This window comes from Gillisia sp. Hel1_33_143 (assembly GCF_900104765.1).
Taxonomy (GTDB): Bacteria; Bacteroidota; Bacteroidia; order Flavobacteriales; family Flavobacteriaceae; genus Gillisia.
The window spans coordinates 2,665,105-2,690,833 of sequence record NZ_LT629737.1; the positions used below are offsets into that span (position 1 = coordinate 2,665,105).

Annotated in this window: 24 protein-coding genes; 13 read left to right on the plus strand and 11 right to left on the minus strand. The window is 34.2% G+C overall.

Going from position 1 to position 25,729, the window contains the following annotated elements; genetic code table 11:
• Positions 1 to 2: 2 nt before the first annotated feature.
• Positions 3 to 1,139 (plus strand): N-acetyl-alpha-D-glucosaminyl L-malate synthase BshA, encoded by a 1,137-nt coding sequence (gene bshA / locus BLT84_RS12395; RefSeq protein WP_091266222.1) that lies wholly within the window; start codon positions 3 to 5, stop codon positions 1,137 to 1,139.
• A gap of 36 nt (positions 1,140 to 1,175) precedes the next feature.
• Here bshA and BLT84_RS12400 read toward each other — a convergent pair whose 3' ends face one another.
• Positions 1,176 to 1,691, minus strand: coding sequence for a hypothetical protein (locus BLT84_RS12400; protein ID WP_034892745.1), 516 nt, complete (start codon positions 1,689 to 1,691; stop codon positions 1,176 to 1,178).
• A gap of 138 nt (positions 1,692 to 1,829) precedes the next feature.
• Here BLT84_RS12400 and BLT84_RS12405 point away from each other — a divergent pair, with 138 nt between their 5' ends.
• Positions 1,830 to 4,745 carry an FAD-binding and (Fe-S)-binding domain-containing protein gene (locus tag BLT84_RS12405; protein WP_091266224.1) on the plus strand — a complete coding sequence of 972 codons (2,916 nt, stop codon included), beginning with the start codon at positions 1,830 to 1,832 and terminating at the stop codon, positions 4,743 to 4,745.
• A gap of 28 nt (positions 4,746 to 4,773) precedes the next feature.
• Here BLT84_RS12405 and BLT84_RS12410 read toward each other — a convergent pair whose 3' ends face one another.
• Positions 4,774 to 5,610 carry a UDP-2,3-diacylglucosamine diphosphatase gene (locus tag BLT84_RS12410; protein WP_091266227.1) on the minus strand — a complete coding sequence of 279 codons (837 nt, stop codon included), beginning with the start codon at positions 5,608 to 5,610 and terminating at the stop codon, positions 4,774 to 4,776.
• A gap of 174 nt (positions 5,611 to 5,784) precedes the next feature.
• On the opposite strand from BLT84_RS12410, the gene aroC reads away from it, so the two are divergent.
• Both aroC and BLT84_RS12420 read left to right on the plus strand, forming a co-directional pair.
• The gene (aroC, locus tag BLT84_RS12415; protein ID WP_091266230.1) at positions 5,785 to 6,849 is read left to right on the plus strand and encodes a chorismate synthase; all 1,065 of its coding nucleotides are present in this window, start codon (positions 5,785 to 5,787) and stop codon (positions 6,847 to 6,849) included.
• An 18-nt stretch (positions 6,850 to 6,867) separates the two neighbouring features.
• Positions 6,868 to 8,217: a dicarboxylate/amino acid:cation symporter gene (locus BLT84_RS12420; RefSeq protein WP_091266233.1), complete on the plus strand. Its 1,350-nt coding sequence runs from the start codon at positions 6,868 to 6,870 to the stop codon at positions 8,215 to 8,217.
• Here the strand turns inward: BLT84_RS12420 and BLT84_RS12425 are convergent.
• Both BLT84_RS12425 and BLT84_RS12430 read right to left on the minus strand, forming a co-directional pair.
• Positions 8,204 to 8,620: a thiol-disulfide oxidoreductase DCC family protein gene (locus tag BLT84_RS12425; RefSeq protein ID WP_091266236.1), complete on the minus strand. Its 417-nt coding sequence runs from the start codon at positions 8,618 to 8,620 to the stop codon at positions 8,204 to 8,206. The two genes, BLT84_RS12420 and BLT84_RS12425, sit on opposite strands and share 14 nt — an antisense overlap.
• On the minus strand, positions 8,620 to 10,809 hold the full coding sequence (locus BLT84_RS12430; protein ID WP_091266238.1) for an endonuclease MutS2: 2,190 nt from the start codon (positions 10,807 to 10,809) through the stop codon (positions 8,620 to 8,622). Before BLT84_RS12430 ends, BLT84_RS12425 begins: the two co-directional genes overlap by 1 nt.
• A gap of 46 nt (positions 10,810 to 10,855) precedes the next feature.
• On the opposite strand from BLT84_RS12430, the gene ung reads away from it, so the two are divergent.
• The gene (gene ung / locus BLT84_RS12435) at positions 10,856 to 11,521 is read left to right on the plus strand and encodes a uracil-DNA glycosylase (RefSeq protein ID WP_091266241.1); all 666 of its coding nucleotides are present in this window, start codon (positions 10,856 to 10,858) and stop codon (positions 11,519 to 11,521) included.
• A 3-nt stretch (positions 11,522 to 11,524) separates the two neighbouring features.
• On the opposite strand, the gene BLT84_RS12440 is transcribed toward ung, so the two are convergent.
• From BLT84_RS12440 to BLT84_RS12470, 7 genes are all read right to left on the minus strand, one after another.
• Complete coding sequence (locus BLT84_RS12440; protein WP_091266244.1) at positions 11,525 to 12,118, minus strand: hypothetical protein; 594 nt, start codon at positions 12,116 to 12,118, stop codon at positions 11,525 to 11,527.
• Between the two features lie 34 nt (positions 12,119 to 12,152).
• A complete protein-coding gene (locus BLT84_RS12445) occupies positions 12,153 to 13,004 on the minus strand; it encodes a substrate-binding domain-containing protein (protein WP_091266247.1) in 852 nt (283 codons plus the stop codon).
• Entirely contained in the window at positions 13,001 to 15,043 is a 2,043-nt protein-coding gene (ppk1, locus tag BLT84_RS12450; protein ID WP_091266250.1) for a polyphosphate kinase 1, read from the minus strand. Before ppk1 ends, BLT84_RS12445 begins: the two co-directional genes overlap by 4 nt.
• A gap of 74 nt (positions 15,044 to 15,117) precedes the next feature.
• Positions 15,118 to 15,984, minus strand: coding sequence for a nucleoside phosphorylase (locus BLT84_RS12455; protein WP_091266254.1), 867 nt, complete (start codon positions 15,982 to 15,984; stop codon positions 15,118 to 15,120).
• Between the two features lies 1 nt (position 15,985).
• The gene (locus BLT84_RS12460; protein WP_091266258.1) at positions 15,986 to 16,915 is read right to left on the minus strand and encodes a DUF1835 domain-containing protein; all 930 of its coding nucleotides are present in this window, start codon (positions 16,913 to 16,915) and stop codon (positions 15,986 to 15,988) included.
• Between the two features lie 26 nt (positions 16,916 to 16,941).
• The gene (locus BLT84_RS12465) at positions 16,942 to 17,298 is read right to left on the minus strand and encodes a translation initiation factor (protein ID WP_172822454.1); all 357 of its coding nucleotides are present in this window, start codon (positions 17,296 to 17,298) and stop codon (positions 16,942 to 16,944) included.
• 2 nt (positions 17,299 to 17,300) lie between these two features.
• Positions 17,301 to 18,251, minus strand: coding sequence for an isopenicillin N synthase family dioxygenase (locus BLT84_RS12470; protein WP_034894427.1), 951 nt, complete (start codon positions 18,249 to 18,251; stop codon positions 17,301 to 17,303).
• A 126-nt stretch (positions 18,252 to 18,377) separates the two neighbouring features.
• On the opposite strand from BLT84_RS12470, the gene BLT84_RS12475 reads away from it, so the two are divergent.
• The 8 genes from BLT84_RS12475 to BLT84_RS12510 all read left to right on the plus strand — a co-directional run bounded on the left by BLT84_RS12475 (position 18,378) and on the right by BLT84_RS12510 (position 25,705).
• Positions 18,378 to 20,384 (plus strand): thiamine pyrophosphate-dependent enzyme, encoded by a 2,007-nt coding sequence (locus BLT84_RS12475; RefSeq protein ID WP_410503546.1) that lies wholly within the window; start codon positions 18,378 to 18,380, stop codon positions 20,382 to 20,384.
• 129 nt (positions 20,385 to 20,513) lie between these two features.
• The gene (locus tag BLT84_RS12480; RefSeq protein WP_034892785.1) at positions 20,514 to 20,675 is read left to right on the plus strand and encodes a DUF1328 domain-containing protein; all 162 of its coding nucleotides are present in this window, start codon (positions 20,514 to 20,516) and stop codon (positions 20,673 to 20,675) included.
• An 84-nt stretch (positions 20,676 to 20,759) separates the two neighbouring features.
• Positions 20,760 to 21,239 (plus strand): lipocalin family protein, encoded by a 480-nt coding sequence (locus BLT84_RS12485; RefSeq protein ID WP_091266265.1) that lies wholly within the window; start codon positions 20,760 to 20,762, stop codon positions 21,237 to 21,239.
• Positions 21,240 to 21,250: 11 nt separating this feature from the next.
• Positions 21,251 to 21,946 carry an OmpA family protein gene (locus BLT84_RS12490; RefSeq protein WP_091266268.1) on the plus strand — a complete coding sequence of 232 codons (696 nt, stop codon included), beginning with the start codon at positions 21,251 to 21,253 and terminating at the stop codon, positions 21,944 to 21,946.
• 74 nt (positions 21,947 to 22,020) lie between these two features.
• The gene (locus BLT84_RS12495; protein ID WP_091266271.1) at positions 22,021 to 23,148 is read left to right on the plus strand and encodes an NAD(P)/FAD-dependent oxidoreductase; all 1,128 of its coding nucleotides are present in this window, start codon (positions 22,021 to 22,023) and stop codon (positions 23,146 to 23,148) included.
• Entirely contained in the window at positions 23,145 to 23,858 is a 714-nt protein-coding gene (locus BLT84_RS12500; RefSeq protein WP_034892796.1) for a methyltransferase domain-containing protein, read from the plus strand. The genes BLT84_RS12495 and BLT84_RS12500 overlap by 4 nt, the downstream gene beginning before the upstream one ends.
• Before the next feature lie 6 nt (positions 23,859 to 23,864).
• Positions 23,865 to 24,917: a type III polyketide synthase gene (locus BLT84_RS12505; protein WP_091266273.1), complete on the plus strand. Its 1,053-nt coding sequence runs from the start codon at positions 23,865 to 23,867 to the stop codon at positions 24,915 to 24,917.
• Positions 24,911 to 25,705, plus strand: coding sequence for an SDR family oxidoreductase (locus BLT84_RS12510; protein ID WP_091266276.1), 795 nt, complete (start codon positions 24,911 to 24,913; stop codon positions 25,703 to 25,705). The genes BLT84_RS12505 and BLT84_RS12510 overlap by 7 nt, the downstream gene beginning before the upstream one ends.
• Positions 25,706 to 25,729 lie beyond the last annotated feature (24 nt).

Sequence of the window (25,729 nt, forward strand, 5' to 3'; positions counted from 1 at the left end):
TTATGAAAATAGGGATTGTTTGCTATCCTACCTTTGGTGGTAGTGGGGTTGTTGCCACAGAACTTGGAATGGCATTGTCTAAAAGAGGGCATTCTATTCATTTTATAACCTACAAACAACCTGTTAGATTAGAACAGCTTAATAGGAATATACATTTTCACGAAGTAACTGTTCCAGAGTATCCTTTATTTCATTTCCAACCTTACGAACTTGCGCTTAGTAGTAAATTAGTGAATATGGTAAAACTTCATGAAATTGATGTTTTACATGTACATTATGCCATCCCACATGCTTACGCAGGATATATGGCTAAAAAGATGTTGGAAGAAGAAGGAATTTCACTTCCAATGGTTACTACTTTGCATGGTACAGATATTACTTTGGTAGGAAATCATCCTTTTTATAAACCTGCGGTTACATTTAGTATAAATCATAGTGATGTAGTAACCTCCGTTTCTGAAAGTCTTAAGAAGGATACTTTAAATCTTTTCAAGATCACCAAGGATATCGATGTGGTTCCAAATTTTATTGATACTTCTAAATTTCGAAAAGGCTTTACAGATTGTCAACGTCATTTAATGGCAGATGAAGACGAGCGAATAATTTCTCATGTTAGTAATTTTAGAGCTGTAAAAAGAATAGGAGATGTAATTCGAATTTTTGATGTTATTCAAAAAAGTGTAAAATCTAAACTGATCATGGTGGGTGCCGGTCCTGAAAAGGAAATGGCAGAAGCTTTAGTTGCCGAATTAGGACTTCAGGAGAAGGTAGTATTCCTTGGAGAAAGTAATGAGATAGATAAGATTTTATGCTTCTCAGACCTGTTTCTATTACCTTCAGAAAAAGAGAGCTTTGGATTGGCTGCTTTAGAGGCTATGGTAAACGGTGTTCCTGTAATTTCCACCAATAGTGGTGGAATCCCAGAAGTAAATATTCACGGAGTTTCTGGATACCTTGCAGAAATTGGTGATGTACAGGCTATGGGAGATTTTGGGGTAAAGATTCTTGAAGATAATGATACCCTTAAAAGATTTAAAGAAAATGCTCTAGAACAAGCAAAAACTTTTGATATTGATATTGTTGTGCCGCAATATGAAGCACTATATGAAAAGGCATTGGCAGAAATAAAAAAAGCGTAAAATTTAATTTACGCTTTTAATTTATTTTGTTGTTTTTTAGAATTGGTATCTAACTCCAACCGCGATATCTGGTGATAATTTATCGATATCATCGTTATCATTAATAAACCCAACTTCTGGTCTAAAGTCTAAAGAAAGCAAAAGTGGAATATCAAAGTTATATTCTATACCTATGTTACCTGCTAAGAATACAAAAGTTTCATCTTTATACCTGTAATCTCTTTTATCATAGTAGCGATCGTCTTTAGCGCTAATATTTCCAATACCACCACCGGCACCTGCATACCAATTAAAACCACCATCAATGTTCCATACCCATTGGTACAATGCCGCTAGTTTTACAGAGTTATATCTAGAATCGTCATTTCTCCATCCAAGATCAAACTCTAATCTATTATTGTCTCCTCCAATAGCACGTTGATAAGAAACTTCTGCTCCATATCCATTTCCACCACCAATTCTAAGACCTAGTGCATTCTCAGAAATTGTTTGTGCGTTGGAAGTTGTACCTAATCCTATGGCAAACAATGCTAATAAAAATACTTTTTTCATATCTGATTTATTTTATTTGTAAAAGCAAATTTAATTGTAAAATTGAAATGCAGACACCCCATTAAGCCAATGTATTGTTAATAATCATTAATGATCTGTTAAGCAAAATTCGGCTAAATTCGTACTTTTAGAGTCAATATGAAAGCAACATTAGAAGAGTTAGAATTATCTATTGAAGGGGAATTACTTCAGGATAAATTACATAGAAGCATATATGCAACAGATGCCTCTGTATATAGAGAATTACCTTTAGGAGTATGTTATCCAAGATCTGAAGCAGATATAAAAACCATCATTAACTTTGCTCGAAATAATAAAATAGGTTTAATTCCTAGAACGGCTGGAACATCGCTAGCAGGACAATGTGTAGGTAGTGGTCTGGTAGTAGATGTTTCTAAATATCTAACTAAGATAATAGCTATTGATGCTGAAAAAAGAATCGCTATTGTTCAACCCGGGGTTATTAGAGACGATCTTAACAGACAACTTCTGAAATATGGTTTGTTTTTCGGTCCTAATACTTCTACTTCCAATAGGTGTATGATAGGAGGGATGGTTGGCAACAACTCTAGCGGAACTACTTCAATAAGATATGGTACCACCAGAGATAAGGTCTTGAGTTTAAAGACTATTTTAAGCGATAGTTCTACCGCAGAGTTTTCAAATCTTTCCGCAGAAAATTTTAGGCAGAAATTAAATGGTGATCTTCTGGAAAATAAAATTTACAGTTCTATTTATCACCTTTTATCTCCAGAGACCGTTCAGGAAGAAATAAAACGAGAATTTCCACAAGAAGCTATACACAGAAGAAATACGGGATATGCTATAGACGAATTAATTAGAACTGAACCTTTCTCTAGTGGTAAAGAGAATTTTGACCTTTGTAAGTTATTGTCAGGAAGCGAAGGAACCTTGGCCTTTACTACAGAGATCACTTTGCAATTAGATGTACTTCCACCAACACATGCTGCCATGGTTGCCGCGCACTTTACAAGTATAGAGAACTGTATGCTTGCAGTAGTACCGTCTATGAAAAGCCCATTATTCACTTGTGAAATGATGGATAAAGTGATCTTAGATTGCACCAATGAAAATTTAAAATATAAAGAGAATCGTTTTTTTATTGAAGGAGATCCTAAAGCAATTTTAATGCTGGAACTTCGTGCAGAGACTGAAGAAGACTTGCAAAATAAGATCAAAATCTTGCTTAACAGATTAAGGGAATCTAATTTAACCTATGCTTTACCCGTTTTAACGGGAGATCAAATAGAGCTCGCATTAGAACTTAGAAAAGCAGGCTTAGGATTGTTAGGTAATATGGTTGGAGATAGAAAGGCGGTAGCATGTATAGAAGATACCGCTGTAGCTATTCCAGATCTTGCCAACTATATTCTTGAGTTTACACAAATAATGAAAAATTATGGGCAGGAAGCTGTGTACTATGCCCATGCTGGTGCCGGTGAATTGCATTTAAGACCTATACTTAATTTAAAGATAGAACAAGATGTAGTGCTTTTTAGAAAGATCACAGAAGATGTTGCTACTTTGGTGAAGAAATATAAGGGTTCTATGAGTGGAGAGCATGGAGATGGGAGGCTTCGGGCAGAATTTATTGAAATGATGGTGGGGTCTAAAAACTATCAACTCTTAAAAGAAATCAAGCATATTTTTGACCCTGAAAATATTTTTAATCCCGGAAAAATTGTAGACGCTACTGCAATGGATACTTCGCTGAGATATGTACCTAATAGAATTGAGCCTAACGTTTCTACTATAATGAATTTTGAAGATTCTGAAGGTATATTAAGACTTGCAGAAAAATGCAATGGGAGTGGAGATTGTAGAAAATCTGTAGAAGCGGGTGGAACTATGTGCCCAAGCTACAGAGCCACTAAGGATGAAAAAGATACTACGCGAGCTAGAGCAAATGCCTTGAGAGAATTTCTAACAAATTCTGACAAGCCTAATAAATTTGACCATAAAGAGCTAAAAGAAGTTTTTGATCTTTGTATAAGTTGTAAAGGCTGTAAAAGCGAATGTCCTTCTAATGTAGATGTTGCTGCATTAAAAGCAGAATTTCAATTTCAATATCAAAAAGCTAATGGAAGATCTTTTAGAAGTAAGGCATTTGCTAATAATGCGAGCATGAACCAACTAGCTTCAAAAGTTCCAAAGATCTCTAATTTTTTATTTACCAATAATATTACCTCAGGGATTGCAAAAAAGGTAATGGGAGTTGCTAAACAAAGAACCTTACCTGAACTCTCTAAACAAACTTTGACAAACTATTATAAGGAAAATAAAGATAGGCTTATTGTTACAAATCCAGTTAAAACGGTTTATCTCTTTACTGATGAATTTACGAATTACTTAGATGCTACCATTGGGATTGATGCCATAGAATTATTATTTAAGCTAAAGTATCAAGTCAAAATTATAGCTCATTCAGAAAGTGGAAGAAGTCATATTTCTAAAGGATTTTTAGAGGAAGCCAAAGAGTTGGCAAACAAAAATATAACTATCTTCAAGGATCTTATTTCTGTAGATACGCCACTTATAGGAATAGAACCATCTGCCATCTTAACTTTTAGGGATGAATATCTAAGATTGGGAGACGATAAAGCTTCATCTATACAACTTTCAAAGAATTGTTTTCTAATAGAAGAATTTCTAAAGAAAGAAATGGCTTTAGGGAATATTGATGTTTCCGCTTTTACTTCAGAATCTAAAAAGGTTAAGATACACGCGCATTGTCATCAAAAAGCATTATCTAATTCTGCCGTTACTTTTGATGTTCTTAATTTTCCAAAGAATTATATGGTAACCATTATTTCATCAGGTTGTTGTGGGATGGCAGGTTCTTTTGGTTATGAACAAGAGCATTATGAGATTAGTATGAATATAGGAAATCAAAGTTTATTTCCCGCAGTTAGAAAAAGCGATTTAGACACCATTATTGCCGCTAATGGAACAAGTTGTCGTCATCAAATCTTTGATGGGACCAAAAGAATTGCAAAACATCCAATAACAATTCTTAGAGAATCTTTAGCTTAGATTTTTCATTAGGTAAGAGACCTCAAATTTAGTTCTGAGGTCTCGCTTTATTTAGAATGGTTATTGCTGTAATGAGATCTAAAATTCGCTCCACTGGCGTAGTCTCAATTTCCTTTTTAGTCAGGGTATTTTCATCAAATTTGTTCAATTCCCATCGTTTATTATTATACTCTAGAGTAGTTAAATTCTCTATCCATTTACCAGAATTAAGATAAAGACAAGTACCATATATATTAGTTTTCCTTATGATCTTTGGTTGATGAGTATGACCAGAGATTACATATTTATAATCATTTTCTATGGCAAGATCTGATACTCTTTTTTCGAAAAGTTGAATATCTTTAATATTAAGTTCCAGATTGTTCTTATTTTTTTTAGACTTGGAGAATTTTCTCTTCTCAGATGTAATCAAATTCCAATTAAAGAGTTTATTGATTTTCAGAATAACATTATAGCTCCATACATCAATATTTGCAAGCCATTTAGAATATAGAAAAGAAAAATCTAGAACATCACCGTTGAAGAACCACGCTAATTTTCCGTCCAGATCCAGAACAAGTTTATCTACTACAACAAAATTTCCAAGTTTCAGTCCGCTAAATTGCATCTCATTATGACTGCCGGTAATATAGATCACCTCGGTTCCATTATTGCTTAACTTAATGATCTTGTTTATCACTTCTAAATGATCTTTTGGAATATGGCTTTTTATAAATTGCAAGCGCTCCATAAAATCACCTATTAGAATAAGCTTTTTCGGCTGTATAGAATTAAGGTAATGCAATAGTCCTTTTGCATTGCATCCTAGAACACCCAGATGTATATCTGAGATTACTACGAGTTCAATATCTCTTTTCTTTTGCAATTTCGAATTAATTATATCTCAAAGAAACCTTATTAATCTTTTAATTGGATTAGGCATTTTTTAAAGTATTCTTATCAAAAGATTAATTAATGATTAGTTTGTTAAGAGAATATTAATAGGGAATAGACTTTTAAATATGTAGTTAAAAAATTACATTTGTTCAAAATCGATTTTATGGCCGGAAATACTTTCGGAAAGCTTTTTAAATTAACCACTTTTGGAGAATCACATGGCGCTGCCATTGGTGGAATAATTGATGGTTGTCCTGCAGGAATAAAAATAGATCTTGAGAAAGTTCAGCAAGATCTTAATAAGAGAAAACCGGGGCAATCTGCAATTGTAACTCAAAGAAAAGAACCAGATACAGTTGAATTCTATTCAGGGATATTTGAGGGACAAACTACTGGAACTCCTATTGGCTTTGTGATTAAAAATGCAAATCAAAAATCTAAAGACTACTCTCATATAAAAGATACGTACAGACCCTCCCATGCAGATTATACATATGATGAGAAATATGGAATTAGAGATTATAGAGGTGGTGGCCGTTCTTCTGCACGCGAAACAGCTAGTAGAGTTGTAGGTGGTGCCATAGCTAAGCAAGTAATACCTAATATCTCATTTCACGCTTTTACAAGTTCTGTGGGAAATATAAGCTTAGATAAAAATTTAGAGACTATAGATCTTAATTTAATAGAGTCTAACCCTGTAAGATGTCCAGATACGGCTGTTGCACAGCGTATGGAAGATTATATTAAAGACATAAGAAGTCAGGGAGATACCGTTGGCGGTACGGTGCAGTGCGTTATAAAAAATGTTCCTAAGGGTCTTGGAGAACCTGTATTTGATAAGTTACATGCAGAACTAGGAAAAGCAATGCTTTCTATTAATGCGGTTAAAGGCTTTGAATACGGAAGTGGATTTGAAGGTACCAAGATGAAAGGAAGTGAACATAATGATCTTTTCAATTCTGATGGCAGCACAACTACAAATTTGAGCGGTGGCATTCAGGGAGGAATCTCTAATGGTATGGATATTTATTTTACCGTAGCATTTAAACCTGTGGCTACCATCATGCAAAAACAACCAACCATTAATTCTCAAGGTCTGCAAGTTGAAATGCAGGGAAAAGGCAGGCATGACCCTTGTGTGGTACCACGAGCGGTACCTATAGTAGATGCTATGGCTGCGTTAGTAATAGCCGATTTCTTTTTACAAAACAAAATTTCAAAAATATAATTGCAACAATACTTTACTATGAAAAAATTAGCGCTGCACTGGCAGATTTTATTGGGAATGGCTTTAGGAGTTCTTTTCGCATTAGTACTAACTAATTTTTCATGGGGACCAGATTTCGTTGGAGATTGGATTAAGCCTTTTGGGAATATCTTTATAAACTCGCTTAAATTAATTGCGGTTCCTTTAATTCTAGCCTCTTTAATTAAGGGTATCTCAGATCTTAAAGATATTTCTAAGCTATCCAAAATGGGAACTAGAACTATTCTTACATATATTGGAACTACCGTTATAGCTGTTTCTATAGGATTAGCATTAGTAAATTTAATAAAACCAGGTAGTGCTATAAATCAAGGTACTAGAGATGATCTTATTTCTAGTTATGAAGGTGATGCTAATGTTAGAATTGCAGATGCTCAAAAACAGAAGGATGCAGGCCCACTTCAGGCTTTAGAAGATCTCGTACCATCTAATATCTTTGGTGCAGCCAGTGATAATTCTAATATGCTTCAAGTTATTTTCTTTGCAATTTTCTTTGGTATTGGACTAATCTTAATTCCTGAAAAGCAAAGTAAACCGGTAAAAGACTTTTTTGATGGCTTTAATGAAGTAATTCTCAAAATGATAGATCTCATAATGCTTACTGCTCCTTATGGTGTATTTGCATTGTTGGCTGCATTGGTGGTAGAATCTCCAAGTACAGATCTATTTGCAGCACTAGCTATGTATGCCTTAACAGTACTAATAGGATTAGCATTAATGATCGGTTTTTATGTGCTGCTGGTATGGATCGTTACAAAAAATAAACCTTCTTTCTTTCTTAATGGAATGGCTCCGGCACAACTACTAGCATTCTCAACAAGCTCTAGTGCTGCAACTTTGCCTGTAACTATGGAGAGAGTAGAAGAGCATATGGGCGTACATAAGGAAGTGGCAAGTTTTGTACTTCCTATTGGAGCTACTATTAATATGGATGGAACAAGTTTATATCAGGCGGTAGCTGCAGTATTTATTGCACAGGCCTTTGGGATGGACCTTTCATTTGGTACTCAATTAGGAATAATTGCTACAGCAACTTTAGCCTCTATTGGTTCTGCGGCTGTTCCTGGAGCAGGAATGGTAATGTTGGTTATTGTTCTAGCACAAGCAGGAATTCCGGAAGCTGGATTGGCATTGATCTTTGCAATAGATAGACCATTAGATATGTGTAGAACAACGGTAAATGTAACCGGAGATGCTGCAGTAGCAATGATCGTTGCAAAATCTGTAGATAAATTAGGACCTCCTAACGTAAAAGATTGGGATGATAATTACGATGCTGATGCTACAACCATTCCTGTAGAAAGAGAAGAGGTATCTACAAAAATTTAGCTTTAAGTTCTGGTGTAGGAATCATACAAGCGTCTTTTTTACCAAACCATTGGTAGCGATTCTTGGCAATAAAATCATACACCAGGTTTCGGAAGCCCTCCGGTAGTACAGAGAAAAATCTCAATAAAGAAATACTACCGGATAAATGCTTTGCTATTTTAAGTGCAGCAGTAGATTTATTGTAATAAGCAATACCAGGCTCAATCAATATTATAGAATCTATAGCATTAGGATCAATTCCACGTTCTTCCATAAGCTCAATTCCTGCTTTACTCTGTAGGGAAGCAAATCTAAAGAAATCTTTTGCGTCATGCTCAATTACATAATTTACAGCAGAATTACATAGATTACACACTCCATCAAATAAGATGATTTTCTTATTAATATCTATTGAACTTTCCATTATTTCTTCTTTTTAGCAGCTTGTACCAATTCTAGTTGATCTAAAGAAACACTGGTCGTAAAAATACCATAGTTAACTGTAGCTTTTCCTTTTTCAATATTATCTATAGAACCTACCGCTTTACCATCTTCCATTCTTACACGATCTCCAACTTTTAAGAGCGCTTTTGTTTTATTTGCTTCTTTAATTTGTTGAGTTTCTATTTTCTTTTTTTCCTCTTTCTTACGCTGTCTTATTACTTCAACTTTCTTCTCAGCCTCTTGAACAACCTTCTTTTCTTTAGCTTTCTTTATCTTAACCTGTTTTGCAGTTTCTTTAGTTCTCTTAGAATTTTCGATCTCAACAATCTTAATGAATTCTCCTATTAACTCTTTCTTCTGCTTATTATTGAAATATTTCTCACTTATATCATTAATTTTTTGTCCTAGATAAATAAGCCTTTGATTTGAGTCGTATAATTCTTGATAGCTTTCTAACTTCTGCTGGATCTTTGCATTGGTCTCTTCAAGCTTATCTTTTTGCTGAGCAGTTACTATTTCTTGATTTTTAAGAGAATCTGTAGTCTTTTTGAGCTTGCTTCGCTCTTTTTGCAGATCTGCTATGCTCTTATCAAATCTAATTTTTCCTCGCTCTACTTTTTTCTTAGATCTGTTGATCAAACTATATGGAATTCCATTTTTCTGTGCGACTTCAAATGTAAATGAACTTCCTGCTTCTCCTAACTGTAGCTTATAGATAGGTTCCAGCGTTCTAGAATCGAACATCATATTAGCATTGGTCATATTAGGCAACTCATTTGCCAACATCTTTAAATTGGTGTAATGTGTAGTTAAGATCCCAAAAGATTCTCGCTCATAAAAAACCTCCAAAAATGTTTCAGCCAAAGCACCTCCCAATTCCGGATCACTCCCGGTTCCAAATTCATCTATAAGGAATAGGGTTTTATTATCACATTTCTTGAGAAAAGAATTCATATTCTTTAAGCGATAACTATAAGTACTTAAATGATTTTCTATAGATTGGTTGTCACCAATATCGGTTAAGATCTTATTAAAAAGGCACATCCTGCTATATTCATGAACCGGTATTAATACACCGCTTTGAAGCATAACCTGAAGTAAACCAACAGTTTTTAAGGTGATACTCTTTCCTCCGGCATTAGGTCCGGAAATAACAATTATTCTATTATCTGAAGAAAGACCTATACTCTGTGGAAATGTTTTTTCTCCTCGTTGCTTATTATTTCTATATAAAAGAGGATGGTAGGCATCCTTTAGACTAAGTTCTCTTTCTTTGGTGATCTTTGGCAGTATACCGTTGATCTCTCTGGCATATTTTGCTTTTGCAGATATTACATCTATCTCACTTAACAGATCTTGGTATTCTAAAAGAAGTTCTTTATAAGGTTTTAAAAAATTGGTGAGCGCTTTTAAAATTCTATTGATTTCTTCTTTTTCTTCATATTCCAGATTGTTAAGCTCTCTGGTATGGTTCATTGTAGCTTCAGGTTGAATGTAAACGATACTACCTGTTTTAGAATTCCCTAAAATGCCACCCTTAACTTTTTTCCTATACATTGCTTTTACGGCAAGCACTCGTACATTTTCTACTACACTTTCTTTAATTTCATCTAAATATCCATAGCCGTTATATGTGGTAAGTGCGCTTCCAAAACTAGTGTTTATCTTACCCTTTACTGCGTTCATAGAACGTCTGGCATTCAATAAAAGGGGAGTGGCTTCATCTTTAACTTCCCCATATTTACTAATGATCTCATCGATCTTTTCAGTTATAGCCTTTGTATATTCTATAGGCTCTGTTGTTTCAAACAAAGAAGGATAAAGTTCTTGAAATTTGTTGAAAAATCTAATCTGAGTATTCGCTGTTTCTGCTAATGAAGAAATTTTACGAAAGCTTCCAAGCTCTAGCACTGCTTCTTCAATTCCAAGCATTCTAATCTCCTTATTGATACTATCAAAACCATGATTAGGTATTCTACTTTCTTGATTGTAGGAGTCTAAGTATTCATTAGTTTGGTGAAGTCCGAACAATGCCTCTTTGGGAGTGGTATATGGTACTATCTCGAGGGCCTTATCTATTCCCATTTGCGTAATACACATTTCGCTTATCTGTTTGCAAACGGTAGGAAATTCTAGATCGAGAAGAGTTTTGGCTGCAATTTTTATCATAGGTAATTTTCCCTAATTTTGGGTTCTACAAATTTACTTAAATAATATGAAGGTGGATATCCATAATAGCTGGAAAAAGGTTTTAAATTCTGAATTTGAAAAACCCTATTTTGAAGATTTAGTGAGCTTTGTAAAATCAGAATACAAAAATTGCATCTGCTATCCTGAAGCTTCCAACATTTTTGAAGCTTTCAATTTAACTCCATTTCATGAAGTGAAGGTAGTTATAATAGGACAGGATCCATATCATGGGCCTAATCAAGCTCATGGTTTATGCTTTTCCGTTCCAGAGGAAGTTGCTATACCACCATCTTTGGTAAATATTTATAAAGAAATAAATGAAGATCTGGGAAAGAATATACCTAGCACCGGCAATTTAGAGCATTGGGCAAAGCAAGGAGTACTTTTACTAAATTCAGTACTTACTGTTAGAGCTCACGAGGCTGCATCTCACAAGAATAAAGGCTGGGAAAAATTTACAAATGCCGTTATTAAGAGCATTTCTGAAGAAAATAAAAATGTTGTATTTCTACTTTGGGGTGGTTATGCCAAAAAGAAAGGTGCGAAAATAGATCCAAATAAACATTGCATTCTTACTAGCGGACATCCATCACCTTTAAGTGCTAATAGAGGATACTGGTTTGGAAATAAACATTTCAGCAGAACCAACACCTATCTAAATGCTCATGGAAAAAATGAAATTAAATGGTAAGATCTAAAATCTAAATCCTAAATTCACGTTGAATTGACCTACAATAGTTGGAGAGTTATCATTAAATAAATTTCTACCTATTCCTGCATTCAGATCCAAAAAGAAACCTTGTTTAGAGACAAACTTCCCTCCAAGACCAAATCCTAAGGCAAGATCTGTATAGTTATTGTAATCTCTTTCACTCTGGTAATAACCATCATTATAGATCTCTCTATATTTATAATATTCACCGGAAGAAACCATGGCAAAGCCATTTACATAAAATCCCCAAGCTGTTCTTCTTTCACTAAAGAAATATTTATATTTTCCCGTAAGCGAAAAATCTTTAGTAAAAGCATCGCCTACATCTTCACTATCACGATCTAGCGCTAATACAAATCCCTCAACAGCCCAACTAGAATGTGGTGTTAGTATTCTTTCATATGCTAGATCTAAAGCTCCAAAAACAACCAGATTAAAAGTTCCAATACTCAACTCATTTTTAGCAGTATCTCTTTTATAAACCTCTTCAGAATCCAAATTAGGATCATCAGTAATTTCCTGAGAAAATGAAATTGAAAAGCATAATAATAACAGAGGAAGTAATAGTTTTTTCATATAAGTTGTGGATGTTATTCTAACATTTTATTGCTCACAAGTTATAAATAATGTTAGAACTATCAACTTTTTTTGAAATTAACTTAAGATCTATTAAACTTTCCTGAACATTTTCAATTTCCTGCTCTGTTAGATTTGTCTGACTCCATTCGGTTATTTGTAGCCATTCCTCAATATCTTCGATCTTTTGGTCATAACGTTTAGCTAGTGTTCGTTCTATATTTGAGATGTTTTTGAAACTCACTGTTTTTTTATTAATAACGTTAATAAGCTTTTCTATTTCTATTTCATTTGATTCTAAAATATCATTTCTAACCGCTATTACAAAACATGGCCATGGAGTAGGGCAGTCTGCAACTCTTCTAAAGGTTCCATTATCTACCAAAGGTTTTGTGGTAAAATGCTCCCACATAAAATATTGAGCTGTATTGTCTTGTAAAGCACTAACGGCTCCGTCTATGTTCCCAACTATTTCAAATTTAAGATCACTTAAATTCCATCCTTCATTCTTTGCGTTTACATAGGCCATCAACTGAGATCCCGAACCATTTCTACTTATAGCTACTTTGGAATGTTCTAATTCCTTTAACGAATGATATTTAGATCCTTCGGCTACATGAATTCCCCAAATTAAAGGAGACTGCACATAAGTTTGAACAATTTTAGATGGATTTCCTGCAATTATGTCTTTTATAATACCCTCTGTTAGTATTACAGCAACGTCTATTTCCTTATTTCTTAGAGCGGTGTTAAGATCTCCAGTACCTCCTGGAAAGTCTGTCCATTCTATTTTTAAGCCTTCTTTTTCAAAATCCTTTTCTTCCATTGCTAAATGCCAAGGCAGATTGAAATGTTCTGGTACACCACCAATTCTTATAGTTCTCATATACTATGCTTTTCTTTTAGATATTCATAGATCTCAAATTGAGATCTCACCTCTTTGTCTCCTTCTTTTTTCTGAACGTAAGTATTCGTTTCTTCCGAATCCTGAATTCTAGCTTTTACATTATCATTTAGTTGAATTTGAAAGATATCTTTGAATTCTTGAGCTATATCTTCGTCTAATATTGGTGCAATCACTTCAATTCTTCGGTCTAAATTACGCGTCATCCAATCTGCACTTCCAAAAAATAGTTGTTGATCTCCGCCATTCTCAAATACATATATTCTTCCATGCTCCAAAAATTGATCTAATATACTTGTAATATAAATATTTTCGCTAAGCCCCTTAACTCCAGGTATTAAACAGGTAAAACCTCTAATTAAAAGTCTAATTTTTACGCCGGCATTGCTTGCTTTATATAGCCATTCTATAATTTGTGGATCTTCAAGACTATTCATCTTAGCAGTAATCTCTGCTTTAATTCCATTCTCTGCATTTTCAATTTCTTGCATGATCATTTCTGTAAACCTTCTTCTAGTAGAAAAAGGAGAAATAAGTAAATGCTTCTCTCTTGGTATAATTAATGAGCCTTCCAAGACCTTGAATACTCTAGCTAATTCTTTGGTTATGTATTTATTTGCAGTAAAAATTGCATGATCACAATATAGGGAAGCGGTTTTACTATTGAAATTTCCGGAACCTATATAGGCATATTTCTTAAGCTTTTCACCTTCACGCCTTCCAACCATCATTATTTTAGAGTGAACTTTTATCTTAGGGTAACTGTAAATTACATTTGCACCTTTCTCTTCAAATTTCTTTCCCCATACAATATTGTTCTCTTCATCAAACCTAGCTTTAGCTTCTACAAATACAGTAACTTTCTTACCATTCTTTAATGCTTTTAGCAAACTTGAAGTCAATTTAGATTCATCTGCGATTCTATATAGTGATATTTTTATTATTTCAACATCAGGATCTACAGCAGCTTGCTCAACAAAATTTTCCACATAATCAAAATTCATATATGGGAAATGGACAGATTGATCTTTTTCTGAGATCACCTTAAAGTAATCTTCAGCAAATTCTAATATTTTATGTTTAATTACAGGGCGTGCCTTAGGATGAAGTGCTTCTTTTTTACCAGGATCTGGAAAGGAAAAGAAATCGCTGAAATTATGATATTGCCCACCAGGCATCATATCTATCTTCCCTAAATTAAGTAGTTTTCTGATCTTTTTCTGAACGTCATCCGGCATTTTTGCATCATATAGCAATCTTGTAGGTTGGCCATCTGTTCTTTGAGCTAATGAAGCATAAATCTTTTCTGCGAGAACCCCATTAAATTCGTCTTCTATATAAAGCTCAGCATCTCTAGACATTTTAATTTCGTAAACACCCAATATTTCCTCCTTTAGAAATAAACTCGGTATTTCATATCTAATAATATCATCTATATAAGTGATTGCATTATCGCCAAATTCTACAAATCTACCGCACTCTTCTGCAGGAATGTTCACAACCCCTAAATGATCACTGTTTTTAAAAGTGATAGCAAAATAAAGTATATTATTTTCAAGAAATAGATCTGAATCTTGAGTAAGGTCTATTTTTTGGGGTTTTAGGTATTGAGCAATGTTATCTTTATACAGGGCAGCAGCAAATTCTTTTTGTTTACTGCTATAATCATTACTTTCAACCAAGTATATTCCATTTTCAGCAAGTTCTGGAATTATCTGTTCGTGATAAATGTTTCCAAATCTATTTAGATGAACCTTAACCTCGGAAAGTATCTGTTTGGTGATCTTATTAGGTTTTAAAGCAAGCTTCTTTCGAATACTTTTTTCAACCCTTTTTATCTGTCTAAGTTGTGAAACTCTAACTCTAAAAAATTCATCTAAATTAGATGAAAAAATTGCAAGGAATTTAATTCTCTCATAAAGAGGATTATTCTTATCCTCAGCTTCTTGTAAAACCCTCTCATTAAAACTTAACCAATTAAGGTCTCTATGTCTTAACTGGGTCTCAGGATCTGATAGCATATATTGTATAGTTTCAACAAAAATACAAAGATGAGAGAGTTGAGAAATTTAATGTTGTGTTAAAAGCAAAACTATTAGCTCACCAATTTCTCCAAGCTTAATTTAATAAGATCATCTACTAATTTACCTGGATCTACACTAAAAGCTCCGGTAGCTCTATTAGCAATAATAGCGTTTAAAGAAACTGCGCGGTGACCTAGCAATTTTGAAAGACCATAAATACCGGCTGTTTCCATTTCTAGATTGGTAATTCTTTTTCCGTTAAATTCAAAAGAAGCCATAAGATCATTAAGATCTGGCATGCTTAGAGGCAATCTTAATTCTCTCCCTTGAGGGCCATAGAATCCGCAGTTAGTTACAGTAACACCTTTAGAATAACCATCACTAAACTTAGAGGCAAGATCTTTATTGCAAGCCACTACATATGGCAAACCATTGGTATCTTTTAGTTGAAGCTGATTTTTTAGGGCTTGAGCAAAATCGATATCTAAAATCTCATCCGCCTTATAAAAATGTAATAAGGAATCAAATCCTACTCCCATTTCAGAAACTAAAAAGCTATCTAAGGCCACATCCTTCTGAATAGCTCCAGATGTTCCAATTCTGATAATATCTAATGATATAAGATCCTTTTTGATCTCTCGACTTTCAAAATCAATATTAACAAGGGCATCCAATTCATTAAAGACAATATCTATATTATCGGTTCCAATTCCGGTGGAGATCACGCTTATTCGTTTACCTTTGTAATATCCGGTTTGAGTATGAAATTCTCTTTTATGAACCTTAACTTCAACTTCATCAAAATATTTGGTTACTTGAGCCACTCTATCAGGATCTCCAACCGTAATAACAGTATTTGCAAGTTGATGTGGTAATAAATTTAGGTGATAAACACTACCATCTGGATTTTGTATAAATTCTGAAGCCTTTAAAGTCATGCTATAGTTTTAAAATATTATGTGAGACAGAGTCATATAAAAAATCATACATTTTAACTCCACCAAAAAATTCATCGTTTTTAAGTACTTGATAAAAATTGCGCGAACCATTAAGAGCTTCCGTACCCTCGGCAGTTAATTGAATCTGGTTATTCTCTTCTTTATAAAATCGCTCTAATTTATCTAAGATTCGCTGCATTTGAGAATCTCCATAACCAAAATAACCTTGATACTCCAAAGCGTATCCTAATAGCTGATTTTTACTGGAGATGTTATTTCTATCAATAAGTTTTAGAATATTCTTTTCTAGGGTATTAATTCCTGTCGTTGAGTTGGGAAAACGTTCAATATGCGCTCTAATACAGCTAGAAAGATATTCAAAGTTGGTTTTCTTTTTAATAAGCAACTTTAATTTCTGTGGATTTTCTCCATTATATAATTGCCACATTAAAGCAGCCATTTCTAGATCATCTTCATTAAGATGTATTCGTTTTACATAATGATTATTAAGATCTTTAAGACTTAATTGAGAGAGAGGATTAAATTCTGCTTCTCCTTTAAGCTTCTTACTACACACTAGGTAAACAGGAACATTAAGTTTAAGATTTTCCAAATGGCTTATCATAGCCAGCATATTTATATGAGAAAACAGATCGAACTCGAACCACAGCACAACTTCATCAAACTCATTAACCTTAGACAATTTATAAAGCTCTTCTAGAAATTGAGTTTGATAATAATCTTTCGTGATATTATAATGTGAAGTTAGAAAATTAGTACGAAGCTCAATAAATTCTTCAGATCCCAGTTCATAAACCGTAGGACCTTCACAAAGCATCTCGCGCCAAACTACAGTTTCTCCACCTAGATTTAGCTGTTTAATAGTATCGGTTAACCCATCACCGTTGGTAATATGCAATTGATTTGCCATGTTTTTATAGTTTAACCGTAATAAATTTAGCCACCCACTCTCTTTACCTTATAACCATCATCTTTTAGGAATTTTATGATCTTTTCTCTCACATCTCCCTGTATAATAATTTCACCATCTTTCACAGATCCTCCCACACCGCATTTCTTCTTCAGCAATTTTCCTAAAGTATTTAGATCTTCATCGCTACCTTCAAAACCTTTAATGACTGTTACAGTTTTGCCACCGCGACCTTTATTGCTAAAATGAGCTTCTAATCGTTGATCTTTTGGCGCGGGAGTCTCATCAATTGAATTCTGACTATTTATATCAGGGTCAAAATCGTCATTAGTTGAAAATACGAAACCGCCAAGATCTTCCAATCCTAACTTTTTCTTTGCCATAATTATTTTTTAATAAGTCCTATTTCTACAAGTCTTTGATGTAAAAATTCCCCTGCAGTTATATCTTCATATTGCTTTGGATTATTTTCATCTATACACTCCTCAAGACAATTTAGTGGCATCTCACTTCGTGGATGCATAAAGAATGGTATCGAGTATCTAGGTTTACCCCATTGGTCTTTAGGCGGATTAATAACTTTATGTATAGTAGATTTTAATTTGTTATTAGTAAGTCTTTCTAACATATCACCTACATTAATAACCAATTCATCTTCTGATGGAATGGCATCAATCCACTCTCCATCTTTACGCAATACTTGCAGTCCTCCGGTAGAAGCCCCCATAAGTAGGGTAATTAGGTTTATATCTCCATGTGCACCGGCTCGTTCAGCTCCTTTAGGCTCTTCATTAATTGGAGGATAATGAATAGGTCTTAATATACTATTACCATTACTTGCCCAATGATCAAAATAATGCTCATCCAAACCAATATATATAGCTAGAGCTCTTAGAACATAAATTCCTGTTTTCTCTAACATTCTATAGGCTTCCATACCTGTATGATTGAAGTCCATAAGTTCTTCAACATGTACATTTTCTGGATACTCTTCAATTAAAGCTGCATCTGCCGACGCTTCCTGACCAAAATGCCAAAATTCTTTAAGATCTCCTTCTTTTTTGCCCTTAGCATGCTCTTTTCCAAAAGAAATATAACCTCTCTGTCCTCCAAGACCTTCAATTTCATATTTCTCCTTAATCTCTAAAGGTAGATCAAAGAAAGACTTTACTTCTTTATATAATTCATCAACAAGATCATCGCTTAAGAAATGATTTCTCAAGGACACAAAACCTATCTCTTCATAGGCTTTCCCAATTTCATCAACAAATTTTTGTTTCCTTTTGGGATCCTCAGATAAAAAATCTGATAGATCTACGCTAGGTATATTATTCATTGCCATTTCAGTGCTTTTAAATTAGTGAACTAACAAAGTTAATTAAATTTACGGTAGTATTTATTTTTCTATACGTTAAACAACTTAGTTTTAAAATTAATTACATTTGGTTAACTAATCTTAATTATGGCAACCATAACTTCTCCCAATACAATGATGAAATTTTCTAGAATGAATCTTAAAGATTCAGAACTTCTCGATCTATATAAAAAAATGCTAAAGCCACGACTCATAGAGGAGAAGATGCTTATCTTATTAAGACAGGGAAGAATTTCTAAATGGTTTAGCGGAATTGGCCAAGAAGCGATCTCTATTGGAGTAACTAGTGCTTTAGAAGAAGATGAGTACATACTGCCAATGCATAGAAACCTTGGAGTATTTACTACCAGAGAGATACCATTATATAGACTTTTTTCTCAATGGCAAGGAAAGGCCAATGGGTTTACTAAAGGACGTGATAGAAGCTTTCATTTTGGAACCCAAGAGTTTAAGATCATTGGGATGATATCTCATCTTGGTCCACAATTAGGAGTAGCAGATGGAATAGCCTTGGCTCATAAGCTACAAAATGAAAAAAAAATTACCGCGGTCTTTACAGGAGAAGGTGGAACTAGTGAGGGTGATTTCCATGAAGCTCTTAATATAGCTTCGGTTTGGGATCTTCCAGTATTATTTTGCGTAGAAAATAATGGGTACGGTCTTTCTACACCAACTACAGAGCAGTTTCGTTGCAAAAATATTATGGATAGAGGGATAGGATATGGAATGGAAGCTCATAAAATAGATGGGAATAATATTTTAGAAGTCTATAATAAGGTTTCAGAAATTGCCGCAAGCGTTCGAGAAAATCCAAGGCCAGTATTATTAGAATTCGTAACGTTTAGAATGCGTGGGCATGAAGAAGCGAGTGGTACAAAGTATGTTCCTGAGGAATTGATGACAGAATGGGCAGACAAAGACCCAATTTTAAATTTTAAGAATTTTTTGGAAGAAAATAATATTCTTACTGAGGAGATACATACAAAATACCAAAAAGAGATAAAATCTGAAATAAATGAACATCTACAAATGGCTTTTGATGAAGCAGTTATAACTGCAGATCTGGAAACAGAGTTAAATGATGTGTATAGCTATTATGAGCATGAAGAATTTTCTGCAGGTAAAGAAGTAGAAGAAATTAGATTTATTGATGCTATATCGCTAGGATTAAAACAATCTATGCAAAAGCATAAGGATCTTGTTCTAATGGGGCAGGATATAGCAGATTATGGAGGGGTATTCAAAATAACAGATGGATTTCTTGAAGAATTTGGAAAACACAGAGTTAGAAACACACCTATATGCGAGTCTGGAGTTGTAGCAGCTGCCATGGGTCTCTCGATAAAAGGAATAAAATCTATGGTAGAAATGCAATTTGCAGATTTTGTGAGCTCTGGCTTTAATCCCATAGTTAACTATTTGGCTAAAGTAAATTACCGCTGGGGACAAAATGCAGATGTAGTTGTGAGAATGCCCTGTGGTGCTGGAGTAGGAGCAGGGCCATTTCATAGTCAGACAAATGAAGCCTGGTTTACTAAAACTCCGGGATTAAAAGTTGTTTATCCCGCATTTCCATATGATGCAAAAGGTTTATTAAATACAGCATTTAATGATCCAAACCCGGTACTTTTCTTTGAGCATAAAGGCTTATATAGAAGTGTTAGACAGGAAGTTCCAACTAATTATTATACCATTCCTTTTGGAAAAGCGGCGTTGCTGAAAGAAGGAAGTACTGCTACAATTATTACTTATGGAGCTCCAGTACATTGGAGCCTGGAAATATTAAATAATAATGTAGAGTACAGTGTAGATCTATTGGATCTTAGAACTTTACAACCTCTGGATAGTGAAGCAATCTATAGTTCTGTGAAGAAAACTGGTAGAGTTTTAATTATAACAGAAGATTCCGGCTTTGGAAGCATAGCTTCAGATATATCTGCCATGATAACAGAAAATTGTTTTGAACATCTAGATGCTCCGGTATTAAGATTGAGCAGTTTAGAAACTCCAATACCGTTCGCATCTATGCTAGAAGAGCAGTATTTATCTAAGCAGCGTATTAAGGAAAAGTTAGACGAATTAATATCATATTAATAAAACATTATGATGATTTATTAATAATTAAGACATCTTAACGCAATCATTGTTAAATAATTAATAATCTTTTGTTCAGGGCCTAGACGTAGAGTAATTTAGTTTCAGCTAATCAATAAAACTAATATTATGATACGATTAATCGTTATTTTCTTAATTATTGCTCTTGTAGCCGCAATCTTTGGATTTGGTGGTATTGCTGAAGGATCAGCAGACATAGCAAAAATAATTTTTTATATTTTTATCGTGTTACTTGTAATCTCTTTAATAAGTAGATTATTTAGACGATAATTAGTAAACAACATAAAAATCCAATCAGTCATAAATTTATGATTCGATTGGATTTTTTTAATACCTAAACTAAACTTATAACTCATGAAAAAATTGTTATTTGTAATTGCTGCGGCGTTACTTATTGTTTCTTGTGGACCTAGCAAGGTAGCCACTCAAGCAAGAAAATCATTTGACGGGAACTGGATGCTAAACAGCGTTACTTACCCAAACAATACCGGAATTTTTGACGTAACATTATTTAACGATGCTTCGGCTGCATGTTTTAAAGGTAGTACTTGGACATTTGTATCGAACAACAACCAAGGTAACTATTCTGTAGTAGGAGCAGATTGCACTGCTGGAGAACGTTATTTCAATTGGGCTGTAGATGAAGAAAATTCTACTGCTGGAAGTTTTGATTTCTTATTAAAACCAACAGATAGTAAGCATAAATCTACTACTGGAAACCAAGGATTCAGATTAAATCTTGTTTCATTGTCAGAAACTTCAATGATCTGGGAACAAACCGTTACATTAGAAGGTAAACCTTTTGTAATTAGAATGAACTTTACAAAAATTTAAAAATAGATATTATGAAAAAAGGATTAAAAACAATAGCAGCAGTATTTATGGCAGCCAGCCTTTTGGTAGGTTGTGAGGCTACTAAAAATGCTAATAATAAGCAAAAAGGTGCTGTAATAGGTGCCACTAGTGGTGCTGTATTAGGAGGAGTTATTGGTAACAATACAAAAGGTGGTAACACTGCGCTAGGTGCTATTATTGGTGGTGTTGTTGGTGGTGCTGCTGGTGGATACATCGGAACTAGAATGGATAAGCAAGCTAAGCAAATTGAACAGGAAATTCCTGGAGCAGAAGTAGAAAGAGTTGGTGAAGGAATCAATGTTACTTTTGATGAAAGTAGTGGAGTTTATTTTGATTCAGAGAAATATAGTGTTAACGCTAAATCTCAAGAAACATTAAAAAAACTTATTGGTATTTTTAAAGAATATCCAGACACCAACGTATTAGTTGAAGGCCATACAGACGATACAGGTAGCGAAAGCTATAACCTAACATTATCTAAGAACAGAGCACAAGCTGTAACTTCTTATTTAGTAAATAATGGTCTTTCTAGTGGGCGATTTGATACTAAATGGTATGGTGAATCTCAGCCTAAATATGATAATACTACTGAAGATGGTAGAGCTAAGAACAGAAGAGTAGAATTAGCGATTGTTGCTAATGAGAAAATGAAGCAAGAAGCTGAACAGGCTACTTCTGAAGAATAAGCATTTATTTTATATTATTAATAAAAACCCGGGAAGTTCCCGGGTTTTTTTATTCTTTTAAGTATCTTCAAAAGGTGAAAGAACAAAAAAAGGTGACCGTATTAGGTGGTGGATTAGCAGGACTTACTGCAGCTATTCATTTATCCAAATATGGGTTTGAAGTTTGCGTAATAGAAAAGGAGGCATACCCACGTCATAAAGTTTGTGGTGAATATATTTCGGCAGAAATTCTGCCCTATCTAAAATCTTTAGAGCTAGATCTGGAGGAACTCTCTCCGGAGCATATTTCGAAATTAATATATAGTACCACCTCTGGTAATAAAATTGAAACTGAGCTTGATCTTGGTGGAATTGGTTTAAGTAGATATGCTTTAGATCATTTCCTATATCAAAAAGCAGTTAAGATTGGAGTGAAGGTATTACAAGATACTGTTGTTAACGTTGTTTTCATTGAAGAAAAATTTAGGGTAGATACTATAAATTCTAGATCTATTGTAAGTGATTTGGTGCTTGGCGCTTATGGTAAAAGATCAAATCTTGACAAGAAATTAAAAAGAGAATTTATTGAGAATAAAAACGGATGGTTAGGAATTAAATCGCATTACTCAAATTCAAATTTTCCTGAAGACACAGTGGCGTTACATAATTTTGAAGGTGGATATTGCGGACTTTCAAAAACCGAAACAGGTGCTGTTAACGTATGTTATCTGGCAACCTATAAAAGTTTTAAAAAGCATAAAGATCCTGAAGCCTTTAAGTTGAATGTACTTTACAAGAATCCCTACTTAAAAGAATTTTTTGAAAATTCAACGCAGTTATTTGATAAGGATCTAAGCATAGCACAAATATCTTTTGAAAGAAAGTCAATTGTAGAAGATCATATTTTAATGTTAGGAGATGCGGCTGGTCTTATACATCCGCTATGTGGAAACGGTATGGCTATGGCTATGCATAGCGCTAAAATAGCTTCAGAAGCAATTATAAATAATTATAACGATTTTAAGTTAGATCGTATGGCACTGGAACAGGAATATCGCTCCCAATGGAAATCTAATTTCAGCTCAAGGTTAAAATTTGGTGGAATACTTCAAAGAGTATTACTAAACCCAATTTTAGCGGAGAGCACTCAAAAAGTAGTGAGTATTATTCCTTCAATCTTACCATTCATTATAAAAAAAACCCACGGTAGCCCCATTGTATGAATAAAATAAATACTGATAAAAGAACAGAGGAAGCCGAGATCATGGACGATTTCGATCTTCAAGGTGAAGAGCTAGAAAAGACACTTAATGATCTCGACAACATAAATAAATGGTTGGGTGGAAATAAGATTACCTTAGATGGAGTGAAAGAATTGCTTCAAGGTCTTCCAAAAGAGGTTACCTATAGCATTGCAGATGTTGGGTGCGGAAATGGGGCTGTACTTCGAGAAATAGCGAAATGGGGCAGAAGTAATAGCTATAAACTTCAATTATTTGGAATTGATGCCAATGAATATGCTATGGATATTGGCCGAAAATTATCTGTTGAATTTCCCGAAATTAAATTTAAAGCATTAAACATTTTTAGCGAAACCTATAAAAATGAGAGATTTGATGTAGTACTTTGTACCTTAACCCTACATCATTTTAAAGATGCAGAAATTGTGCAATTAATGCAACTGTTCATAGAGCAGTCAAGGTTAGGGGTGGTTATAAACGATCTACAAAGAAGCAAAATTGCGTATAGATTGTTTCAGGCGTTCTGTTTTGTTTTTATCAATAATGAAATTGCCAGAAAAGATGGACTAATCTCCATTTTAAGAGGCTTCAAAAAGGAAGATTTAGAAAAATACTCCAAGCATATCAGTGCTAAAAATCAAGAAATCACTTGGAAATGGGCTTTTAGATATCAATGGATCATTCAGAAATAAAATTATATGAGCGTAACTATAGTTAATGTTGGAAAAGAATTACCAAAATATTCACGTGAAACCAAAGATGTTTTACCTTTAGTAGAGGCATGGTTGGATGGGCAAGATGATAGATTCAAAAGGAAGATCTTAAAGATATTTGAAGCTGCAGCCGTAGACAAAAGGTATTCTATTATGGCTCCTGAAGAAGTTTTTACAGCTACTTCTTTTGAAGATAAAAATGATATTTATATACGTGAGGTTAAGAAATTAGGAACCTCCGTTTTAACCAACGCGCTGAATAATGCAGATTGGGACCCAAAGTCGTTAGATTATATCATTACCGTAAGCTGTACTGGTATTATGATCCCTTCTTTAGACGCGTATCTAATTAATGAACTGGAATTAAGACAAAATATTACCAGATTACCGGTAACCGAAATGGGTTGCGCGGCAGGAATTTCAGGAATGATCTACGCTTATAACTTTTTAAAGGCAAATCCTGGAAAACGCGCTGCAGTGATTGCAGTAGAAAGTCCAACGGCTACCTTTCAATTAGAAGATTTTAGCATGGCTAATATGGTGAGCGCTGCCATTTTTGGAGATGGCGCTGCCTGTGTTCTATTATCTTCAGAAGAAAATATTGAAGGCCCTAAGATAATAGGCGAAGAAATGTACCACTTTTTTGACGCTACACATTTAATGGGGTTTAAAGTGGTAAATAGCGGACTCCAGATGATCTTAGATGAAAGTGTTCCCGCTACAATTTCAGATCATTTTCCACAGATCATACATCCATTTTTAGAGAAACACGGTACGAATATTCAAAATGTAGATCATCTAATTTTTCATCCGGGAGGCAAGAAAATTGTACAAACAGTTTCTGATCTTTTTGGTACCTTAGGAAAGAATATTGACGATACACGCGAAGTTTTACGATTATTCGGAAATATGAGCAGTGTAACCGTACTTTATGTTTTAGAAAGATTTTTAAACAAAGAGATGGCCAAAGGAGAACAAGGCTTAATGCTAAGTTTTGGACCCGGATTCTCTGCACAAAGAATTTTAATAGAATGGTAGAAGAATTTAAGGGAACTAATTATTGGGCACTTATTTTAGGTGGAAGCAGTGGGCTTGGCCTTGCTACAGCTAGGAAATTGGCGCATCATGGTATGAATATTATCATTATTCATAGAGATAGAAGAAGTGAAATTCCAGATATTGAAGAAGCCTTTGATGATATTAGAGGTACCGGTGTAAAATTTGAAAGTTTTAATGCTGATGCGATTCAAAAGGAAAAAAGAGGTGAGTTAATAGAGCAAATTACAGCGGTTCTAGGTTCCGAAGGTAAAATTAGAACGTTGGTTCATAGTATTGCTAAAGGAAATCTGAAACCAATGACTGGTGAGGGTCCTTTTTTGGAAAATATAGATTTTGCTTTAACCATAGATGCAATGGCCATTAGTTTATATGATTGGACTGAAGCTGTTTTTCAAGCAAAACTATTTGCTAAAGATGCTCGTATCATTTCTTTTACAAGTGAAGGAAATAAAAAAGCATGGGCTAATTATGCTGCAGTTTCAGCGGCAAAAGTTGCCTTAGAATCTATAACGAGAAGTATGGCTTTAGAATTTGCTCCTTATGGAATTAGAGCGAATTGCATTCAGGCGGGAGTTACAGTTACCAGATCTTTCCAAATGATTCCCGGCAATGAAACTTTGAGAGTGCATGCATTAAAGCACAATCCGTTCAAAAGATTAACCGTTCCTAATGATATTGCTAATGCGGTTTATCTCTTAAGTAAAGATGAAGCAAGCTGGATTACTGGAACCATAATTCCTGTAAATGGTGGGGAACATCTTAAATAGCATTTTTTTCTGAAATAATCTCAT

What these genes read in the sequence shown, in the direction of transcription:
- bshA (WP_091266222.1), top strand. Translation starts at nt 3, where the DNA reads ATGAAAATAGGGATTGTTTGCTATCCTACCTTTGGTGGTAGTGGGGTT.
- BLT84_RS12400 (WP_034892745.1), bottom strand. Translation starts at nt 1,691, where the DNA reads ATGAAAAAAGTATTTTTATTAGCATTGTTTGCCATAGGATTAGGTACA.
- BLT84_RS12405 (WP_091266224.1), top strand. Translation starts at nt 1,830, where the DNA reads ATGAAAGCAACATTAGAAGAGTTAGAATTATCTATTGAAGGGGAATTA.
- aroC (WP_091266230.1), top strand. Translation starts at nt 5,785, where the DNA reads ATGGCCGGAAATACTTTCGGAAAGCTTTTTAAATTAACCACTTTTGGA.
- BLT84_RS12420 (WP_091266233.1), top strand. Translation starts at nt 6,868, where the DNA reads ATGAAAAAATTAGCGCTGCACTGGCAGATTTTATTGGGAATGGCTTTA.
- BLT84_RS12425 (WP_091266236.1), bottom strand. Translation starts at nt 8,620, where the DNA reads ATGGAAAGTTCAATAGATATTAATAAGAAAATCATCTTATTTGATGGA.
- BLT84_RS12430 (WP_091266238.1), bottom strand. Translation starts at nt 10,809, where the DNA reads ATGATAAAAATTGCAGCCAAAACTCTTCTCGATCTAGAATTTCCTACC.
- ung (WP_091266241.1), top strand. Translation starts at nt 10,856, where the DNA reads ATGAAGGTGGATATCCATAATAGCTGGAAAAAGGTTTTAAATTCTGAA.
- BLT84_RS12440 (WP_091266244.1), bottom strand. Translation starts at nt 12,118, where the DNA reads ATGAAAAAACTATTACTTCCTCTGTTATTATTATGCTTTTCAATTTCA.
- BLT84_RS12445 (WP_091266247.1), bottom strand. Translation starts at nt 13,004, where the DNA reads ATGAGAACTATAAGAATTGGTGGTGTACCAGAACATTTCAATCTGCCT.
- ppk1 (WP_091266250.1), bottom strand. Translation starts at nt 15,043, where the DNA reads ATGCTATCAGATCCTGAGACCCAGTTAAGACATAGAGACCTTAATTGG.
- BLT84_RS12455 (WP_091266254.1), bottom strand. Translation starts at nt 15,984, where the DNA reads ATGACTTTAAAGGCTTCAGAATTTATACAAAATCCAGATGGTAGTGTT.
- BLT84_RS12460 (WP_091266258.1), bottom strand. Translation starts at nt 16,915, where the DNA reads ATGGCAAATCAATTGCATATTACCAACGGTGATGGGTTAACCGATACT.
- BLT84_RS12465 (WP_172822454.1), bottom strand. Translation starts at nt 17,298, where the DNA reads ATGGCAAAGAAAAAGTTAGGATTGGAAGATCTTGGCGGTTTCGTATTT.
- BLT84_RS12470 (WP_034894427.1), bottom strand. Translation starts at nt 18,251, where the DNA reads ATGAATAATATACCTAGCGTAGATCTATCAGATTTTTTATCTGAGGAT.
- BLT84_RS12475 (WP_410503546.1), top strand. Translation starts at nt 18,378, where the DNA reads ATGGCAACCATAACTTCTCCCAATACAATGATGAAATTTTCTAGAATG.
- BLT84_RS12480 (WP_034892785.1), top strand. Translation starts at nt 20,514, where the DNA reads ATGATACGATTAATCGTTATTTTCTTAATTATTGCTCTTGTAGCCGCA.
- BLT84_RS12485 (WP_091266265.1), top strand. Translation starts at nt 20,760, where the DNA reads ATGAAAAAATTGTTATTTGTAATTGCTGCGGCGTTACTTATTGTTTCT.
- BLT84_RS12490 (WP_091266268.1), top strand. Translation starts at nt 21,251, where the DNA reads ATGAAAAAAGGATTAAAAACAATAGCAGCAGTATTTATGGCAGCCAGC.
- BLT84_RS12500 (WP_034892796.1), top strand. Translation starts at nt 23,145, where the DNA reads ATGAATAAAATAAATACTGATAAAAGAACAGAGGAAGCCGAGATCATG.
- BLT84_RS12505 (WP_091266273.1), top strand. Translation starts at nt 23,865, where the DNA reads ATGAGCGTAACTATAGTTAATGTTGGAAAAGAATTACCAAAATATTCA.
- BLT84_RS12510 (WP_091266276.1), top strand. Translation starts at nt 24,911, where the DNA reads ATGGTAGAAGAATTTAAGGGAACTAATTATTGGGCACTTATTTTAGGT.